Source organism: Leisingera sp. ANG-M6 (assembly GCF_000813905.1).
Lineage (GTDB): Bacteria > Pseudomonadota > Alphaproteobacteria > Rhodobacterales > Rhodobacteraceae > Leisingera.
The window spans coordinates 113,817-129,906 of the sequence record NZ_JWLG01000006.1 but is presented as its reverse complement, the minus strand read 5'-3'; the positions used below and the strand labels follow the sequence as shown (position 1 = coordinate 129,906).

The window sequence follows — 16,090 nt, the reverse complement described above, 5'->3', positions numbered from 1 at the left end:
CTACCCTCCGCAGGCGGTGGTGAGGATGGCATCATCGGCCTCGGCTGCGATCCAGTCCAGCCCCTTGGGCAGCCCGTCACCGGAAAAGGCCACTGTGCCACCGGCCAGCGCACGCTGCCACTTACCGCAGTCCAGCACCGCGGCCTGCTTGCTGACCGGCGCCCAGCGGCCGAAGAAATAGAGATCCGCCAGGAAAACCTGCGGGTGCGCGGCGTGGCTTTTCATCGTGGCGGTATCCACCGCGGCGAAGCGGTCCACATACGGCACCACCTGCGTCCAGGGGCGGTAGAGACTGCGGTTCTCGATGGTTTCGGCCACGGCCAGGCCTTCGGGCAGGGCGGCTTTGGTGCGGCTGTACCAGCCGTACTCGGACGCGATGGTCACCCCGATCATTGCCAGTCCCGCCGCCACCGGCGCCATCCAGCGCGGCAGCCGGCCCTTGAGCGTCCGGTTCAGGAGCATCACCACACCCGCGGCGGCAACGCCCGCAAAGATCACCGCAATCAGTTCCAGAAACATCCGATCTCCCCGTAGGCCCCAGGCCTTTTCATTTTTCTCAAAATACTCCCGCCGGAGGCTCCCGCACTGCCGGCTGGCGCTGCTGTCAGCTTAACATGCCTTTGCCGTGCCCGGCTGCCGATTGCATTGTCTTTACGACAACAAATGCGTCGCGCAGATGACTTCGCTCAAAATCCGACAGATCCGAAGGCGCCAGATAGTTGTCCGGCGCCTGGCTGCTGCGGATTTGTGCGGCCTGATGGTCCAGCCGGGTCTGGGCGATCAGGTCGTAGGCGTCCAGCAGGTCGCGGGCGCCGGAGGGGCTGAGTACGCTCGCGGCCTCCGCCGTCTCCAGCCGGGCGCGGGTGTTCACCTCTGCCAGCTGGCCCTGCAGCGCGTAGATGCGGCCCAGGTCCACCACCGGCACCACCCCGTTGTGCTTCATGTCCAGCGTGTTGCGGTGCTCGCCCGAACGGATGGTGGCCAGCCCGCGCAACAGGCCCAAGGGCGGCGTGTGCTTCAGCGAGTTGGCGGTCATATGGGCGGTGAAGATCGAATTGGCGCTGGCGGCCTTGAGCGTCTCTTGCTGCAAGTTCGCAAACAGCGCGGCGTCGCCGCCGATCGGGCGCAGGTCGAACATCACCGAGGCCAGCATCTGCGCCTCAGGATTCGGCTTGGCGATCCAGCCGCGGAAATAGTCGCGCCAGACGTGCAGCGGCTGCCGCCAGCGCGGGTTGGAGGCCATCATGTCGCCGGGGCAATAGACGTAGCCGCAGGTGTTGAGCCCGTCGCAGACAAACTTGGCAAGCTGTTCGAAATAGGCGTTGTCTTCCGGCGCCAGATCATCGGACAGGATCAGGCAGTTGTCCTGGTCGGAGACGCCGGTCTGCTCGCGCCGCCCTTGCGAGCCGCAGGCGAGCCACAGGTAGGGCACCGGGGCAGGGCCCAGTTTCGCTTCCGCCAGTGCCAGCAGGCGGCGGGTCACGGTGTCGGCGATGTCGGTGATCAGCCGCGTCACCACCTCATGCCGGTTGCCGCCTGCCACCAGCTGCACCAGCAGGCGGGGTATTTCGGCGGTAACTTTTGACATCTCTTCAGCGGAACCTGCGCGGGCGATGCTGGAAACCATCTCGCCTGAACTGACGGCCTGAAAGCGGGTGAGGTCGGTCTGGGTGACGATGCCTGCAAGCCGACCAGCCTCAACCACCGGGATGTGGCCGATGCCATGCTCCATCATCATGTGCAGCACGTCCGACCCGATGGCGGAAGGCGCCAAGGTCAGCGGATCCGGGGTCATTACCGTGCTGACCGGGGTCGAGATGGGTTTGCCGGCGGCGAGGATTTTTGCCGTGAGGTCGCGGGTGGTGAGGATGCCTTGCAGTCTGTCCCCGTCGGTTACGCAGATGGAGGAGATGCGGCGGTCGCGCATCAGTTGCGCCGCACCCTGGCAGGTGAGGCCGCTGGAGCAGGTGACCGGGTCGCGCGCCATGATGGTTGCCACGCGGGTGGTGGCAAGGCTGGTGCTGTCCCGGCTTCCGGGGCGGCGGCGGTCGAAGAACTTGGCCACTTTGGGCTGGCTTGCCATCAGGGCGTGGAAATCCGCCTTGGGCAGCAGCAGCAGGATTGTGTCGGTGGTGGTTCGGGCCGATGTTACTGCGCGTCCAGTGCGGGTCAGGCCGCGTTCGCCAAAGGAATTGCGGGGACCGAGGATGGAAACAGGGATGCCGTTTTCGTCGGTCACTTCCACCTCGCCGGTGTGAACCAGGTAGAGGCCGTCCAGATCTTCGTTCAGAGCATAGACGGAGCCGCCTGCGCTTGCTTCGATCTGGCGGAACTTGGGTGCCAGGTCCTGCAGCAGTGCGGGTTCCAGGCTGTCGTAGGGGTGGACCGAGGACAGGAAGCGGAGCAGGGCAGCGTCAGATAAGGGCATGGGAATACCTGGGCGTCTTCAGGAAAAAATGGCCCCGCCAGTGAAACACCGGACGGGACCATGAGGGAAGAGGCGGGCCGCCGGGTGGGCAGCCCGCCCAGGGGAGGTCAGTGGTCCTGTGCGGCCCCTGCGCCGCGCGGGATGCGGACGCTTTCCACCAGCTCCTCGATCTCGGCCGGGATGGCCTCGGTCGATTTGGAGACGATGAAGGCCACCGCGAAGTTCACCATTGCGCCAACCGCACCGAAGGAGGTGGATTTGATGGTGCCCAGCAGCGGATCTGCATCGGTGAAGGAGTTGGTGTCCGGGATGAACAGCCAGCCCTTGTGCAGGAAGATGTAGACCAGGGTCACGATCAGGCCTGCCAGCATGCCGGCCACGGCGCCCTTGTTGTTCACCTTGGTGAAGATGCCCATCATCAGCGCAGGGAAGATCGAGGCAGCGGCCAGGCCGAAAGCCAGCGCCACGGTCTGTGCGGCAAAGCCCGGCGGGTTCAGACCCAGGTAGGTCGCCACAGCAATGGCTACGGCCATGGCGATACGGGCCGACAGCAGCTCGCCTTTTTCCGAGATGTTCGGATTGATCGAGCCCTTGATCAGGTCGTGGGAGACTGCCGAGGAGATCGCCAGCAAGAGGCCCGCAGCGGTGGACAGAGCAGCCGCCAGGCCGCCTGCGGCCACCAGACCAATCACCCAGCCCGGCAGGTTGGCAATCTCAGGATTGGCCAGAACCAGGATGTCGCGGTTGAAGTTGGTCAGCTCATTGCCGGCCCAGCCGTTGGCTTCGGCAGTGGCCTGCAGATCGGCGTTCTTGTCGTTGTAGTACTGGATCGCACCGTCGCCGTTCTTGTCTTCCCAGCCCAGGAGGCCGGTTTGCTGCCAGGTCGCCATCCAGTCGTACTTGGGATCTTCTTCGATCTGCTGCACGGTGACGGCGCCGCCTTCGATGCCGCCGTTCGGCCACATCATCTCAGTGATGTTCAGGCGGGCCATGGCGCCGACTGCCGGAGCGGTCAGGTACAGGAGCGCGATGAACACCAGCGCCCAGCCGGCCGACCAGCGGGCATCAGCTACTTTCGGCACAGTGAAGAAGCGCATGATCACGTGGGGCAGGCCCGCGGTGCCGATCATCAGCGACAGGGTGAAGAGCACCATGTTGAAGGTGTCGGCGTGATGCGCGGTGTACTCGTTGAAGCCAAGCTCGGTCACGATGGCGTCCAGTTTGGACAGCAGCGGCTCGCCGCTTGCGGCGTGATCGCCGAACAGGCCGAGCGCCGGGATCGGGTTGCCGGTCAGCTGCAGCGAGATGAAGATGGCCGGGATGGTGTAGGCCATGATCAGGACGCAGTACTGGGCCACCTGGGTGTAGGTCACGCCCTTCATGCCGCCGAACACGGCGTAGGCGAAGACCACACAGGCGCCGATCAGCAGGCCTGCGGTGTTGGAAACTTCCAGGAAGCGGCCAAAGGCCACGCCGACGCCGGTCATCTGGCCGATCACGTAAGTGGTCGAGGCCACGATCAGGCAGATCACCGCCACCACGCGCGCGGTGGGCGAATAGAACCGGTCGCCGATGAATTCGGAGACGGTGAATTTGCCGAACTTGCGCAGGTAGGGCGCCAGCAGCAGTGCCAGCAGAACGTAGCCGCCGGTCCAGCCCATCAGGAAGGTGGAGTTGTCATAGCCGGTAAAGGCAATGAGGCCCGCCATCGAGATGAAGGAGGCCGCCGACATCCAGTCGGCCGCGGTGGCCATGCCGTTGGTGACGGGGTGAACACCCCGGCCCGCGGCATAGAATTCAGATGTGGAACCCGCACGGGCCCAGATCGCGATGCCGATGTAGAGCGCGAAAGACGCGCCCACAAACAGCAGGTTGATGGTAAACTGGTCCATCTTATTCTTCCTCCACGCCGTATTCGCGGTCCAGCTTGTTCATCCGGAACGCGTAGAAAAAGATCAGCCCGAGGAACACCAGGATCGAGCCTTGCTGGGCGAACCAGAAGCCCAGATCGCTGCCGCCGACCTTGATGCCCGCAAGCATCGGGCGCAGCAGAATGCCGAAGCCGAATGAAACAACAGCCCAGATGATCAGGCTGACGATGATGATGCGCACATTTGCCGCCCAATAGCCCTTGTCGGCTTCGGCGGCTTTGTCCGCGTTTGTGGTTTGATCCGCCATGGCGGCTCCTCCTTCTTCCTCCATGCCTGCCGTGCGGGAGCGCAGGGCAGACCTCCTCTGTTTGCCTGCCGCCGGATTCACGGGCGCGCAGACATGACTCCTCCGGTCCGCCAAGGCGGGTCCGACGGGTATTCCAATGTCCGGGGACGGGGTCCTGCCGGGTCAGGGCAGGCCCCGTTTCTTGGTTGTTAGCTGGTGGCCTTGGTCACGATGGCCGCCATGTCCTGGGCGATGTCGTCGATACCGCCCATGGCATCTGTGGTTTTCAGAACATTCTTGCCGCCGTAGTAGGCGATCAGCGGCGCGGTCTGCGCGTGATAGGCCTCCAGCCGGCTGGCAACGGTTTCTGCATTGTCATCGGCGCGGCGCTTCATCTCGGTGCCGCCGCATTTGTCGCATTTGCCGGCTTCCGCGGGCTGTTTGAAGCTGTCGTGATAGCCTTCGCCGCAGCCTCCGCAGGTGTAGCGGCCTGAAATCCGCTCGACCATGGCGGCGTCGTCCACCTCCAGGCTGATCGCGGCGTTGATCTTCTGGTTCGTTTCCGCCAGCAGACCGTCCAGCGCCTCGGCCTGAACGGTGGTGCGGGGAAAGCCGTCGAGGATCACGCCCTTGGTGCAATCGGGCTCTGCCAGACGGTCGCGCAGGATGTTGATCACGATCTCGTCGCTGACCAGCTGGCCTGCCTCCATCACCGCCTTGGCGGCAAGGCCGGCGGGCGTGCCGGCGGCAACCGCCTCGCGCAGGAGGTCGCCGGTCGACAGCTGCACATAGCCGAATTTTTCCTCAAGCATCCGCGCCTGGGTGCCCTTGCCGGCGCCCGGAGGCCCCAGCAGGATTAGAACGGCGGGGCGGGTCATAACTGCCATATTCATCGTTCAATCACCCCTTGTTCGCACGGTTTTCGATCAGGTCTTCGACCACCGAAGGATCGGCGAGGGTCGAAGTGTCGCCGAGGGAGCCGAAGTCGTTCTCGGCGATCTTGCGCAGGATGCGGCGCATGATCTTGCCGGAGCGGGTTTTCGGCAGGCCCGGCGCCCATTGGATTACATCCGGAGAGGCGATCGGGCCGATCTCGGTGCGAACCCAGGTGCGCAGCTCCTTCAGCAGCGCATCCGACGGCTCGCGGTCGTTCATCAGGGTCACGTAGCAGTAGATGCCCTGGCCCTTGATCTCATGCGGGTAGCCGACCACGGCGGCTTCTGCCACGGCGGCGTGGGCCACCAGCGCGCTTTCAACCTCGGCGGTGCCCATGCGGTGGCCGGAGACGTTGATCACGTCATCGACGCGGCCGGTGATCCAGTAATCGCCGTCCTCGTCGCGGCGGCAGCCGTCGCCGGTGAAGTAATAGCCCTTGTAGTCGGAGAAATAAGTCTTCTCGAAGCGCTCATGATCACCCCAGACGGTGCGCATCTGGCCCGGCCAGCTGTCCTTGATGCAGAGCACGCCTTCGACGCCATTGCCTTCGATCTCGGCGCCGGACTGCGGGTCCAGGACCACCGGCTGAATGCCGAAGAAAGGTTTCATCGCTGCGCCCGGCTTCATCGCATGGGCACCCGGCAGCGGGGTCATCAGGTGGCCGCCGGTCTCGGTCTGCCACCAGGTGTCGACGATCGGGCATTTGCCCTTGCCGACAACCTCATTGTACCAGTTCCAGGCTTCCGGGTTGATCGGCTCACCTACGGTGCCCAGCACCTTGAGGTCGCTCAGGTTGCATCTTTCGACCCATTCGTTGCCCTGGCCCATCAGCGCCCGCAGGGCGGTGGGGGCGGTGTAGAACTGGTTCACCTTGTGTTTTTCGCAGACCTGCCAGAAGCGGGAGGCATCGGGGTAGGTCGGCACGCCCTCGAACATCAGCGTTGTGGCGCCATTGGCGAGCGGGCCATAGACGATGTAGCTGTGGCCGGTGACCCAGCCCACGTCCGCGGTGCACCAGTAGATGTCGCCGTCGTGGTAATCAAAGGTGATCTCGTGGGTCATCGCGGCGTAGGTCAGATAACCGCCGGAAGTGTGCACAACGCCCTTGGGCTGGCCGGTGGAGCCGGAGGTGTAAAGGATGAACAGCGGGTCTTCGGCGTTCATCTCGGCGGGCGCGCAGTAGTCATCCGCTTCCAGCGCCATCTCGTTGTAGTCGTAGTCGCGGCCGTCGACCCAGGTGGTCTGGCCGCCGGTGCGCTTGACCACCAGGCATTTCACGCTGTCCTTGGTGTGCAGCAGGGCTGCGTCGGCGTTCGACTTGAGCGGAGTCTTGCGGCCGCCGCGCGGCGCCTCGTCGGCGGTGATGATCACCTTAGCGTCGCAGCCGTTGATCCGGGCCGCCAGCGCGTCGGGGGAGAAGCCGGCAAAGACGATGGAATGAATGGCGCCGATGCGGGCGCAGGCCAGCATGGCATAGGCCGCTTCGGGGATCATCGGCAGGTAGATTACCACCCGGTCGCCTTTGCGCACGCCCATCGACTCCAGGATGTTGGCCATCCGGCAAGTGCGGCGGTGCAGTTCGCTGTAGGTAATGTGCTGTGCGTCTTCTTCGGGGCTGTCCGGTTCCCAGATGATCGCGGTCTGATCGCCGCGGGCCGCCAGGTGGCGGTCGATGCAGTTGGCGGAGACGTTCAGGGTGCCGTCGGCATACCAGTTGATCGAGACATTGCCGAAGTTGTAGTTCACGTCCTTCACCTGGGTGAAGGGCTTGATCCAGTCGATGCGCTTGCCCTGTTCGCCCCAGAACCCTTCGGGATCGGACAGCGAGGCTTCATACATCTCCTGATACTTGGCGGCATTCACATGCGCGCGGGCAACGGTTTCGTCGGACGGCGGATAGACAGCGTCTGCGTGCAGCGCGTTCATTCGGTTTCCTCCCAGAATTTTATTGGCAAGACAAACGACAACGCTGTGCCGTGGCTGTCAAACCGTTTCCTCCTGGGGCCAGATAATACCGCAGTCTGAAAATTTGTGAATAAAATGCCGGTATCAAAGGATTTATCTGTAAACGAATTTCAAGGTTTAGGATGGGTTTGAAAAGTAATTTGCATGCCGGCGCATACCAGCGCTTGTTTTAAAGGCCTTTTCTGTAAAGTCCTGGGCACGCTGATAGCTGCCTGCGGGGCCGCTATTGCCCCGGCAGCGGCGTCCTGCCGCAGGCTGGGACGGCCTGAAGCCTGCGGCAAATTGTGCCGGCGGGGCGGAACGGGCGCCAGATGCCCGGCGCGAGTCGCTGCGTCACCTTTGCCGCCGGGGGGCTTGGCAGGGCGCATCCCTGCCGCTAGCCTGACAGCCAAGCGTCCAGGCCGGATTTCCTTTTGCCGGCAGTCACAAGGGCGCAATTCGGGAGAGTTACATCATGAACAGATTTCTGACTGCCGCCGTGGCGGCTGCTGCGGGTTTTGCCATTGCCGGGGAAGCTGCGGCCACCGAGTGGAACGTGTCCCTGTGGGGCAAGCGCCGCGCCTTCACTGAACATGTGGAGAAGCTGGCGGAGCTGGTGAGCGAGAAAACCGGCGGCGAGTTCACCCTGAACATCAGCTATGGCGGGCTGTCTAAGAACAAGGAAAACCTCGACGGCATCTCCATTGGCGCCTTTGAGATGGCGCAGTTCTGCGCCGGCTACCACCGCGACAAGAACCCGACTATTACCGTGCTGGAACTGCCGTTCCTGGGCGTGAACACGCTGGAGGAGGAAGTGGCGGTCAGCCATGCGGTTTATGCCCATCCGGCGGTGCAGGCGGATCTGGCGCGCTGGAACGCCAAACTGCTGATGACCTCACCGATGCCGCAGTACAACATCGTCGGCACCGGTGAACCGCGCGACGAGCTGGCGGAGTTCAAGGATATGCGGGTGCGCGCCACCGGCGGCATCGGCCAGGCGTTCTCTGCCGTGGGTGCGGTTCCCACTTCGGTGACCGCAACGGAAGCCTACAACGCCATGGAATCCGGCGTTGTCGACACTGTCGCCTTTGCCCAGCACGCGCATCTCAGCTTTGGCACCATCAACAAGGCCGACTGGTGGACCGCAAACCTGAACCCTGGCACCGTGAACTGCCCGGTGGTGGTGAACACCGATGCCTATGACGCCCTGAGCGACGCCGAACGCGAGGCACTGGACAGTTCAGTGGAGGAGGCGATTGCCCACTACCTGGAAAACTACGGCGCGCTGCTGACCAAGTGGGACGGCGTTCTGGAAGAGAAGGGCGTCGAGAAGGTGATGATCTCTGATGATCAACTGGCCGAGTTCCGCAAGGTGGCCGCCGACCCGATCCGTGCCAAGTGGATCGAGGATATGAGCGCGCAAGGCCTGCCGGCGCAGGAGCTCTATGACCTGGTGCAGAAAACCTTGAGCGACGTGCGCTCGGGCAGCTAAGCCTGACGCAATAAAAAGGGGCCGGGCAGGACAGCACCGGCCCCTTTTTGTCTTTGATACTACGGAAATGATGGGGGCAGGGCATGGCAGGCAGCGCGGCGGTGCTAGAGGATGGCAGCCTGATCAGCAGGCTGGACCGAAGATTGCTGAAAGCAGAGCAGTTGCTGGCACTGCTGAGCGGCTTGGCGGTGTTCTCCCTGATGATCCTGGCGGTGGTTTCGGTCGGCGGGCGCAACGCGGCCAATGCGCCGCTGCCCGGCTATGTCGACTGGATCGAGCAGATCATGCCGCTGATTGCATTCATGGGCATTGCCTATGTGCAGCGTCAGGGCGGCCACATCCGCATGGATATCTTTATCGGCGCACTGAGGGGACGTGCACTGTGGCTGTTCGAGCTGGTCTCGGTTGTGCTGATCCTGCTGCTGTTCCTGGCGCTGGTCTGGGGCAGCTGGTCGCATTTCCTGCGCTCCTTCGACTTTGCTGCGCCGCTGTGGAGCCGCGACAGCTCCATCGATATCGGCCTGCCGATCTGGCCCGCCAAGCTGCTGGCGCCGGTGGCCTTTGCGGTGCTGTCCCTGCGGCTGATGCTGCAGGTCTGGGGCTACGGGCGGGCGCTGGTGCTGGGGCTGGAGGCGCCGGTGGCGGTGCCGCTGATCCAGAGCGCGGCAGAGCAGGCGGCAGCTGAGGCGGACCAGCTGGCCGGCCATGACACAAACGGCAGCGGGCAGGGGTAAGGCAGATGGAACCGATTGAAATCGGCCTGTGGGTCACGGGCGGCCTGCTGGCCATGGTGGTTTTGGGGATGCGGGTGGCCTTTGCTGCCGGCATGGCGGGGCTTGCGGGTCTCATCTGGATCTTCTGGGCCAAGTTCGGCTATGACCCGGCGCGCTTTGGCAAAGCGCTGACCATCGCGGTCAAGACCGCAGGTCAGGTGCCGCACTCCAAGGTGTCCAGCCAGGCACTGAGCCTTATTCCGACCTTCATCCTGATCGGATATCTCGCCTATTACGCAGGTCTGACCCGCGCGCTGTTTGTGGCCGCCAAACGCTGGATCGCCTGGCTGCCGGGCGGGCTGGCGGTCTCCACCGTCTTTGCCACAGCTGGGTTTGCTGCCGTGTCGGGCGCCTCCGTGGCGACCTCCGCCGTCTTCGCCCGCATCGCCATCCCGGAAATGCTGGCGATCGGCTATGACAAGCGCTTTGCTGCTGGTGTGGTGGCGGCGGGCGGCACCCTGGCATCGCTGATCCCGCCCTCCGCCATTCTGGTGATCTACGCGATCATTGTTGAGCAGGACGTGGGCAAGCTGCTGCTGGCAGGCTTCATCCCCGGCGCTTTCTCCGCAATAATCTATGGCCTGCTGATTGTTGGCATCGCGGTGGTCTTCAAATCCGTCGGCCCGCCGGTCAAGGGATTTACTTGGGGCCAGCGGTTCGCGGCGCTGCCGGGCGCGCTGCCCATCGTTCTGGTGGTCGTGATCATCATCTGCTTTGTCTACAACCCCTTTGGCGGCGATGCCTGGGGCACCCCGACCGAAGGCGGTGCCATCGGCGCCTTCATCGTGTTTCTCTATGCGCTGAAGGAAGGGATGAAATGGGCGGAGCTGAAGTCGGCGCTGCTGGAGACCGCCAAGCTTACCGTGATGATCTTCACCATCATCTGGGGCGTCCTGATCTATGTGCGCTTCCTTGGCTTTGCGGATCTGCCAGGGGCGTTTTCGGATTGGATCACCTCTCTGGAGATGTCGCCGATGCTGATCCTGATCTGCATCCTCTTGGCCTATGCGGTGCTGGGGATGTTCATGGATGCCATCGGGATGCTCTTGTTGACCCTGCCGGTGGTCTACCCGGCAGTGATGGCGCTGAATGGCGGCGAAAGCGTCGCCGCGGCGGACAGCGCATTCGGCATGAGCGGTACCATGTGCGCGATCTGGTTCGGCATCCTGGTGGTGAAGATGGCCGAGTTCTGCCTGATCACCCCGCCCATCGGGTTGAACTGTTTCGTGGTGGCCGGCGTGCGCGAGGATCTGAGCGTGCAGGATGTGTTCCGCGGCGTCACGCCGTTCTTCATCGCCGATGCAGTGACGATTGCCTTGCTGGTCGCCTTCCCCGGGATTGTTCTCTACCTTCCGTCCCTGGCGGGCTAGCAGCGGGGAGCTTTGCGCTGCGGCTTGGCAGCGGGCGGTGCAGGGCCTATATGGCGCGGCATCAGAGATTTTGCCCCCCCTGCACCAGGCCGCGCGTTTGAGCGTGGCGCCGATGACGGATTTGTGCGACTGATTTTAGTGCGCTGATTTTGTGTGGTTTTTCAGTTCTGAATTTTGCGTGTAGCACATACGTAGCAGCCGTCCCTTCCTGATCGTGAAGCCGGGCCTTATTTGTTCGAGGATGCATCCTTTCTGTTTGGTCTCCAAATGAATGTGCCAGGACAGCGCGAAATGTCCTGGCCATTCCGCTGACATCTCACAGGATCTTGGCCAGAAGGACATCTGCGTCGCGGATGGCGGCCAGTTTGTCATCCAGTGCGATCTTGGCGGCTTTGAATTGTTTCCAGCGGTAGGCCAGTTCACGTAGTCGATGACCTTTTGATCCTGTTCCCAATCCACATCCACATCTTGCGAAATCGCGGCATCGCCTTTGCCGTAGCGGATTTCATTCTGCGTATAGCGGATTTGCTCTCCCATGAGCTCGATCAGATCTTGGTCGATGCCCACGAGGCCCCCACGCTCCCGGCGAGACCGTAAGTCTTCCAAGATGATCAGCCGGGTCGATCCTTTTGTAACCAGACTTCCTTCGAGCCATTCTTCTGCGAGCAACCGGCCCAAGATGATCGCTTCCACCGTCAGCTTGTGAACGGTGCGTTCAATCTTCGTGTTAGCCCTTGGGCCAACTTGATTTCGTCGAGAAGCGCCTGGGTCCGGCGCAGAGCGGGTTGGCCACCTAGGAGGACGGACGCATTTTGAAGCGCCTCGTCGTGTGAGGACATGAAATCACGCTGCTCTTTCAATGTGTCATGACTAAGGTCGAACATGGTATTCTCCTGTGCAGCGCCGCGGCGGGGTTGCTGACGGCTTCAAGAGCGGCTGTTTTTCCTTTCGACTGCGCGGTTTTCGTTTTGAGAGGCTGCTTTCTCTCAGTTCATTGCGGGGCAGGGCGTTTTTCGGGGTTCATACCGAAATCTCGAAGAAACACCTGCGACCGCAAGCTCAGGAAAATTGTTCAATGGGGGTGCAATGTGAGCCTGGCAATCAACGTTGTCTTAGGATGACTTTGATGCAGTGACTGCCCTTGACCGCATGGGATTTCCAAGCTGGGTCCGCAACGTTACATGAAGGAGAGTGGTGATGCGATCGGCGCTAAATTTCTTCCGTTTGCCAGCAGCTCTGTCTTTTCTTGTCTTAGTTTGAGGCAAGCTGAGCAGCGGGCCCGTTTTCTGGTGGTATGTCATCCAGTTCACGCCCTCAATCAAATATGCCATGAATACTTGCCGATGCCCGTCTGCAGTTTGCAGTCTCTGGGAGTTTCAACACAGCCTCGGCCCAATTCGGGCATTCGTTTTCTTGGCTGGATGCCGCGGTGCAACAACATAGAAAAGCCATTCCTTGCGAGTGCGAAGTGACGAGTAGATCAGTTAAAAAAAACACCCTCGTATGTGTCAGCATCCAAGACGCGGATATTTCGACTAATGGCATGCAAGCTACAAGGTGAATTCCCCAGTACTTTCTGAGTTGTCGATAGGAACGCGATCCGGCGCTTGTGGACGGACAGGCAAAATTACATAAGGCAAGGTTATTCGTCACAATACCGCTCCAGTACCTGCCGGGCAGTTTCCAGATATTCGTCTTGCTGTCCGGCACTCATCCTGTCCCAGATGCTGTAGACCTGACGCAGGCGGGGGTTACCGCGCAGTTTGTCCGCATTGCGCGAAAGGAAGTCCCAGTAGAGCGTGTTGAACGGACAGGCCCCCGCGCCGGACTTGTGCTTCACATCGTAACGGCAGCTGGAGCAGTGGTCCGACATCTTGTTGATGTAGTTGCCGCTGGCGGCATAGGGTTTTGATCCCAGCAGGCCGCCGTCGGCAAACTGGCTCATGCCGATCACATTCGGCGCCTCGACCCATTCATAGGCGTCGGCGTAAACCGCAAGGTACCATTCGTGCACCTGATGCGGGTCAACGCCCGCCAGCATGGCGAAATTCCCCGTTACCATCAGCCGCTGAATGTGATGCGCATAGGCTTCGTCGCGGGTCTGGGTGATGGCGGCAGACAGGCAGGCCATGTCTGTCTCGCCTGTCCAGTAGAAGCCGGGCAGGGGGCGGGTGGCCTCCAGAAAATTCCGCTCTGTATAGCCTGGCATGTTGAGCCAGTAGATCCCGCGCATGTATTCGCGCCAGCCGATGATCTGGCGGATGAACCCCTCGGCCGCGTTTAGCGGCGCGAGGCCCTCGTAATAGGCGCGCTCGACCCGGCGGCAGACCTCAAGCGGTTCCAGCAGGCCCGCATTGATGTAATGCGACAGGACCGAATGGTAGAGGAACCGCTCCCCCTCCAGCATGGCGTCCTGATAGTCGCCGAAATCCGGCAGCGCCTGTTCAACGAAGCTTTCAAGCGCCTCCAGCGCGCCGTCCCGGGTGACCGCAAACCAGAACGGGCGCAGAGAACCGAAATGGCCGCCGAACCGGGCGTCGACCAGGTCCAGAACATCCTCCGTGATACCGTCGGGCGGGGTTTGCGGCGGGCGTGGCAGGAACAATCCGCCCCCGGCGGGTTTGCGGTTCTCGTGGTCGAAATTCCACTTGCCGCCCTCCGGCTTATCGCCGTCCATCAGCAGCCCGGTATCGCGGCGCATGTCGCGGTAGAAATACTCCATCCGCAGCTGCTTGCGCCCCTCGGCCCATTTGCGGAACCGCTGATGGGAGCAGAGAAAGCGGCTGTCCTGCCGCATGTCCAGGGCGGCGCCCGCCTGTTCCGCCCAGTCCAGCAGCGCGGATTTCAGCCTGTATTCTCCGGGCTCCGTGACCACCACCCGTGCCTCCGGATGGTCCGCGCGCAGCCGGTCGATCTCGCCCGTCAGACTGCCAGTGTTCTCGGGATCGTCCAGCCGCACAAAGCGCAGCTGCCAGCCGTCGGCCTCCAGCTCCTTGGCGAAGTGGCGCATGGCCGAAAACACAAACGCGATTTTCTTCTTGTGGTGCCGGACATAGGACGCCTCTTCTGCAATCTCCGCCATCAGCAGGATGTCGCGGGACGGGTCCGCGTCCCGCAGCGAGGAAAGGCTGCGGCTGAGCTGATCGCCTAGAATGAGTATGAGATTTCCAGCTGCAGCCGGATCGCGTTCTGCGGTCATGCCGCGCCGCCAGGACGGGTCATGGTGCGGGCCGCATGGTGGCAACCAGCTCGGCAACCTTGACGCCGAACTTGCGCATCTCGGCCCGGTTCATGATCACCCCGTCAGCGGTCAGGTACAGCCAATCGGTGGCTTTCAGGGTGTACCCGCCGGCGCTTTCGGGCAGGGTGATTTCATATTGGAGCTGCACCGTTGAGCCGGACACGATGCCCTGAGCCTCTCCCACCAAGTCATCGGCTGTGGCGGTGAAGGTGTTGCCGGGGCCAAGGGTCAGGAACCACTTGCGGCTTTGGGTGACGCCGTTGGAATAAGTGAACTCTTCGCTCAGCGTGCCGGTTCTGCCGTCCCATTCGCCAACCATTTTGGCGGTAAAGCTGTTGGCCATCTTACCGGTGGGACCAAAGATCACCCCTTCAGACAGGATTTCACCGGACAGGTGTTCGGTCAGGATGAAGTGCGGGCCTGTGTCCGCATAATCCGGCGGCGACTGGAACCGAAAGCTGAACAGGTAGGTTTTCGCGATCATCGCAAGAAGAGCGATCGCGAGGCAGAGGGTCAGGAGTTTCATGCTGTTGCTCTTTCTGATGGCAGGGTCAGGGCAAAGGCGAAGGCGGCGGTTTTCAGGACGCAGGGCAGGACTGCATAGGACACAGCAAGGGCGCTAAGCGCTTGCGGGCTGTTGTCCGTTCCGGGCCGGAAGCCCTGCTGCTCCAGCAGCGGCAGCGCCAGGGCGGCGGCCAGGGCCAGCGCCAGCTTGCCGGCAAAGGACCAGATGCCAAAGGCCGCAGAGGCGTTGAGGCCCGCGCGGGTCAGCGCGATGCTGAACATGGCGGGCAGCAGCACCATGTCTGCGCCCAGCGTGGCGCCCGACACCGCGCAGATCACCGCAAAGCCCAGCAGGCTGCCCGGCCCCAGGACAGCAGCGCCGGCAAAGCTGGCGATGGCCAGTGGCATGGCGATCAGCAGCGTCTGTTTCGCTCCGATCCGCTGGCTGAGGCGCGCCCACAGCGGCACGCTGAGCCCGGCGCAGAGGAAGAACAGCACCAGCAGCGGCCCTGCGTATGAAGGCAGGTTCAGCCGGTCCTCGACAAAGAACAAGAAAAGGGTGGAGGTCAGTGCCACCGGCAGGCTGTTGAGCATCGCCAGGCACAGGAGGCGCAGCGCGCCAGCCTGCGTCAGGGCCATCGCCGACAGCGGCTGGCCGGTGACTGCCGAACGCATCCAGACCGGCCGGGTTGCAGCGGCGGTGAACAGGGCAAAGCCTCCCAGCACAAGGCCAAAGGCCGCATAGCCTTGACCCGCGGCTCCAAGCGCCACCAGGACGCCGGGTGCGATGGAGGCAAAGATCACACCACTCAGCATGCCCGCTTCGCGGAAGGCCGCCAGCGTCAGCAGTTCACGCGGGGCAGCGCGTTTGGCCAAGGTGGCGCTGCGCCCATAGAGCAGGATCATGCCCAGGCTGTAGGCCGAGAACAGCAGAAGCAGGATCAGCACAAGCTTGGGCACCACCAGGGGGCCTGCCGTCAGGCCGAACAGCAGCGGAAAGCCTATTGCCAGTCCACCCGCTGCCAGCAGCGCGAACCAAAGCTGCGCCCCGGGCCAGCGGTCGATGGCCCAGCCGATCAGCGGGTCCTGGACAAGATCAAACAGGCGGATCCCCAACAGGATGCCGCCAAGCGCCCCCAGGCCGATCCCCAGGTTCACCGACGCAAACTGCGGCAGGTGGATGTAGAGAGGGATCCCCGCAGAGGCGAGCATCATCGCATAGAGGCTGACCCGGGGATACAGCAT

At 62.6% G+C, this 16,090-nt stretch carries 14 protein-coding genes; 3 read left to right on the top strand and 11 right to left on the bottom strand.

Translation table 11 applies throughout. The annotated features are described in order from the left end of the window. The 6 genes from RA24_RS04240 to acs form a co-directional block, all read right to left on the bottom strand. A complete protein-coding gene (locus RA24_RS04240; RefSeq protein WP_039190072.1) occupies nucleotides 1-519 on the bottom strand; it encodes a hypothetical protein in 519 nt (172 codons plus the stop codon). 85 nt (nucleotides 520-604) lie between these two features. Next, on the bottom strand, nucleotides 605-2,428 hold the full coding sequence (locus RA24_RS04235) for a DUF294 nucleotidyltransferase-like domain-containing protein (protein ID WP_039190069.1): 1,824 nt from the start codon (nucleotides 2,426-2,428) through the stop codon (nucleotides 605-607). Between the two features lie 107 nt (nucleotides 2,429-2,535). Next, a complete protein-coding gene (locus RA24_RS04230) occupies nucleotides 2,536-4,320 on the bottom strand; it encodes a sodium:solute symporter family protein (RefSeq protein ID WP_019295877.1) in 1,785 nt (594 codons plus the stop codon). 1 nt (nucleotide 4,321) lies between these two features. Further along, nucleotides 4,322-4,606: a DUF4212 domain-containing protein gene (locus tag RA24_RS04225; RefSeq protein WP_019295878.1), complete on the bottom strand. Its 285-nt coding sequence runs from the start codon at nucleotides 4,604-4,606 to the stop codon at nucleotides 4,322-4,324. Between the two features lie 188 nt (nucleotides 4,607-4,794). Beyond that, nucleotides 4,795-5,478 (bottom strand): adenylate kinase, encoded by a 684-nt coding sequence (locus RA24_RS04220; protein WP_039190066.1) that lies wholly within the window; start codon nucleotides 5,476-5,478, stop codon nucleotides 4,795-4,797. A gap of 7 nt (nucleotides 5,479-5,485) precedes the next feature. Continuing rightward, nucleotides 5,486-7,447 carry an acetate--CoA ligase gene (gene acs / locus RA24_RS04215; RefSeq protein WP_039190061.1) on the bottom strand — a complete coding sequence of 654 codons (1,962 nt, stop codon included), beginning with the start codon at nucleotides 7,445-7,447 and terminating at the stop codon, nucleotides 5,486-5,488. 493 nt (nucleotides 7,448-7,940) lie between these two features. Here acs and RA24_RS04210 point away from each other — a divergent pair, with 493 nt between their 5' ends. From RA24_RS04210 to RA24_RS04200, 3 genes are all read left to right on the top strand, one after another. Further along, nucleotides 7,941-8,957, top strand: coding sequence for a C4-dicarboxylate TRAP transporter substrate-binding protein (locus RA24_RS04210; protein ID WP_039190059.1), 1,017 nt, complete (start codon nucleotides 7,941-7,943; stop codon nucleotides 8,955-8,957). A gap of 83 nt (nucleotides 8,958-9,040) precedes the next feature. Further along, entirely contained in the window at nucleotides 9,041-9,691 is a 651-nt protein-coding gene (locus RA24_RS04205) for a TRAP transporter small permease subunit (RefSeq protein ID WP_039190056.1), read from the top strand. A gap of 5 nt (nucleotides 9,692-9,696) precedes the next feature. After that, nucleotides 9,697-11,100, top strand: coding sequence for a TRAP transporter large permease (locus RA24_RS04200; RefSeq protein ID WP_039151811.1), 1,404 nt, complete (start codon nucleotides 9,697-9,699; stop codon nucleotides 11,098-11,100). 135 nt (nucleotides 11,101-11,235) lie between these two features. On the opposite strand, the gene RA24_RS04195 is transcribed toward RA24_RS04200, so the two are convergent. The 5 genes from RA24_RS04195 to RA24_RS04175 all read right to left on the bottom strand — a co-directional run bounded on the left by RA24_RS04195 (nucleotide 11,236) and on the right by RA24_RS04175 (nucleotide 16,090). Beyond that, nucleotides 11,236-11,793 carry a hypothetical protein gene (locus tag RA24_RS04195; RefSeq protein WP_039190054.1) on the bottom strand — a complete coding sequence of 186 codons (558 nt, stop codon included), beginning with the start codon at nucleotides 11,791-11,793 and terminating at the stop codon, nucleotides 11,236-11,238. Between the two features lie 2 nt (nucleotides 11,794-11,795). Continuing rightward, nucleotides 11,796-11,984 (bottom strand): hypothetical protein, encoded by a 189-nt coding sequence (locus tag RA24_RS04190; protein WP_039190052.1) that lies wholly within the window; start codon nucleotides 11,982-11,984, stop codon nucleotides 11,796-11,798. Nucleotides 11,985-12,742: 758 nt separating this feature from the next. Beyond that, nucleotides 12,743-14,299, bottom strand: a complete 1,557-nt coding sequence (locus RA24_RS04185; RefSeq protein ID WP_039190050.1) for a cryptochrome/photolyase family protein — start codon at nucleotides 14,297-14,299, stop codon at nucleotides 12,743-12,745. Nucleotides 14,300-14,318: 19 nt separating this feature from the next. Beyond that, nucleotides 14,319-14,867, bottom strand: coding sequence for a DUF3833 family protein (locus tag RA24_RS04180; protein WP_039151803.1), 549 nt, complete (start codon nucleotides 14,865-14,867; stop codon nucleotides 14,319-14,321). Beyond that, a complete protein-coding gene (locus RA24_RS04175; protein WP_039190108.1) occupies nucleotides 14,864-16,090 on the bottom strand; it encodes an MFS transporter in 1,227 nt (408 codons plus the stop codon). The genes RA24_RS04180 and RA24_RS04175 overlap by 4 nt, the downstream gene beginning before the upstream one ends.

Coding starts and splice junctions, on each gene's coding strand:
- RA24_RS04200 (WP_039151811.1), top strand. CDS start 9,697: ATGGAACCGATTGAAATCGGCCTGTGGGTCACGGGCGGCCTGCTGGCC.
- RA24_RS04210 (WP_039190059.1), top strand. CDS start 7,941: ATGAACAGATTTCTGACTGCCGCCGTGGCGGCTGCTGCGGGTTTTGCC.
- RA24_RS04205 (WP_039190056.1), top strand. CDS start 9,041: ATGGCAGGCAGCGCGGCGGTGCTAGAGGATGGCAGCCTGATCAGCAGG.
- RA24_RS04235 (WP_039190069.1), bottom strand. CDS start 2,428: ATGCCCTTATCTGACGCTGCCCTGCTCCGCTTCCTGTCCTCGGTCCAC.
- RA24_RS04220 (WP_039190066.1), bottom strand. CDS start 5,478: ATGAATATGGCAGTTATGACCCGCCCCGCCGTTCTAATCCTGCTGGGG.
- RA24_RS04180 (WP_039151803.1), bottom strand. CDS start 14,867: ATGAAACTCCTGACCCTCTGCCTCGCGATCGCTCTTCTTGCGATGATC.
- RA24_RS04175 (WP_039190108.1), bottom strand. CDS start 16,090: ATGCTGTATCCCCGGGTCAGCCTCTATGCGATGATGCTCGCCTCTGCG.
- RA24_RS04230 (WP_019295877.1), bottom strand. CDS start 4,320: ATGGACCAGTTTACCATCAACCTGCTGTTTGTGGGCGCGTCTTTCGCG.
- acs (WP_039190061.1), bottom strand. CDS start 7,447: ATGAACGCGCTGCACGCAGACGCTGTCTATCCGCCGTCCGACGAAACC.
- RA24_RS04240 (WP_039190072.1), bottom strand. CDS start 519: ATGTTTCTGGAACTGATTGCGGTGATCTTTGCGGGCGTTGCCGCCGCG.
- RA24_RS04190 (WP_039190052.1), bottom strand. CDS start 11,984: ATGTTCGACCTTAGTCATGACACATTGAAAGAGCAGCGTGATTTCATG.
- RA24_RS04225 (WP_019295878.1), bottom strand. CDS start 4,606: ATGGCGGATCAAACCACAAACGCGGACAAAGCCGCCGAAGCCGACAAG.
- RA24_RS04185 (WP_039190050.1), bottom strand. CDS start 14,299: ATGACCGCAGAACGCGATCCGGCTGCAGCTGGAAATCTCATACTCATT.